The organism is Mesorhizobium sp. M7A.F.Ca.AU.002.02.1.1, from assembly GCF_003998535.1.
GTDB classification, from domain to species: Bacteria; Pseudomonadota; Alphaproteobacteria; order Rhizobiales; family Rhizobiaceae; genus Mesorhizobium; species Mesorhizobium ciceri.
Window position 1 is genome coordinate 1 of sequence record NZ_RZPB01001142.1, and the last position, 1,384, is coordinate 1,384.

The following is a 1,384-nucleotide window of genomic DNA, read 5'->3' on the forward strand; positions in this document are numbered from 1 at the left end:
CCTGTGTCACGCCGATGGCGATGATGCCGACGATCGACACCTGCAGGATGATGATCTGCAGGCGCGCTTCGTTGAAGATGCCGCCGACATCGCTGCGTGTGTTGAACAGGAAGCTGTCGCCGAGAAAGATGCGGCCGATCAGTTCGAAGATGACGACGAGAATGACCAGGGCCAGGAAAACATTGAACTCGGCCGGCCATGTGCGCTTCTTCGCATCATAACCGACGCCGCCGACGCCATGAGATGTCTGTGCCACGTATTCTGTCCTCCATCAGCCGCGGTCGCCCTCGCGCCGTGCCGGCGCTGAGGGAGAGAGGGAGCGGCGCTGTCTTGATCGAGAGCGCCGCTCCGTATCGAACCGCTGGCGGCTCAGTTCTTCTTCAGGAACTTGTCGATGTTGGCTGGCGTCACCAGCTGGAAGGGCACGTAGACCTTGTGCTCGACCTTCTCGCCCTTGGAGAGCTTGAGCGCCGCATCGAGAGCGCCGGCGCCCTGGCCGGCCGCGTCCTGGAACACAGTTACGTCGAGGTCGCCCGCCTGCATGGCCGCCAGCGCGTCCTGGGTGGCATCGACGCCGCCGACGACAACCGCCTTCATGTCGATGTTGCCGGCCTTCATCGCCTGGATGGCGCCGATGGCGCTTTCGTCATTGTTGGCGATGACGCCATCGAACGGCTTGCCGGTCGAAAGCCAGTTGGTCATCAGGTTCTGCGCCTCGTCGCGGTTCCAGTTCGACGTCTGCTTGTCGATGATCTTGATGAAGCTGCAATCCGGCGTCGCGATCACATCGTCGATGTCCTTGGTGCGCTGCACGGCGGCCTGGTTGGAAAGCTCGCCCATGATCACATAGACATTGGCTTCCTTCTTGCCGGCTTCCTTGAACAGGCGGCAGACTTCCTTGGTCTCGAGCGTGCCGGAATCGGCTTCGTTCGAGGCGACGAAGGCCTGGTTGTCGGGCAGCGTGTCGACGTTGACCGGCTCGCGGTTGACATAGACCAGCGGGATCTTGGCTGCGGCGGCGGCATCCGACATCGCCTGCGTGGCCGAAGTGTCGACCGGGTTGACGATGATGGCGTCGACGCCCGAAGCGGCGAAGTTCTTGATCTGGTCAAGCTGCTTGGCAACGTCGTTCTGCGCGTCCTCGACCTGCAGCTCGACGCCGCTCATACCCTTGGCCTGCTCGATCATGCCGTTGCGCAGCACGGTCAGGAAGTTGTCGTCGAACTTGGCCATCGACACGCCAACCTTGGCGGCCAGGGCGGATGAACTCATCAGCGCCGCGAAGGCGACGCCTAAAATCAATTTCTTCATTGTGTTTCTCCTCCACATATTGGTGTCCGGTTTCACCGATTTATCCGGAATCCCCGATCTCCCCGGGGAATCT

General features: G+C 61.4%; 1 protein-coding gene and 1 pseudogene. Both read right to left on the bottom strand.

The features are described 5' to 3' along the window. Positions 1-256: pseudogene (locus tag EN879_RS35885) on the bottom strand (ABC transporter permease); the annotation flags it as partial. A gap of 113 nt (positions 257-369) precedes the next feature. Then, the gene (locus EN879_RS35890) at positions 370-1,311 is read right to left on the bottom strand and encodes a sugar ABC transporter substrate-binding protein (RefSeq protein ID WP_024502009.1); all 942 of its coding nucleotides are present in this window, start codon (positions 1,309-1,311) and stop codon (positions 370-372) included. Between the last annotated feature and the right edge of the window lie 73 nt (positions 1,312-1,384).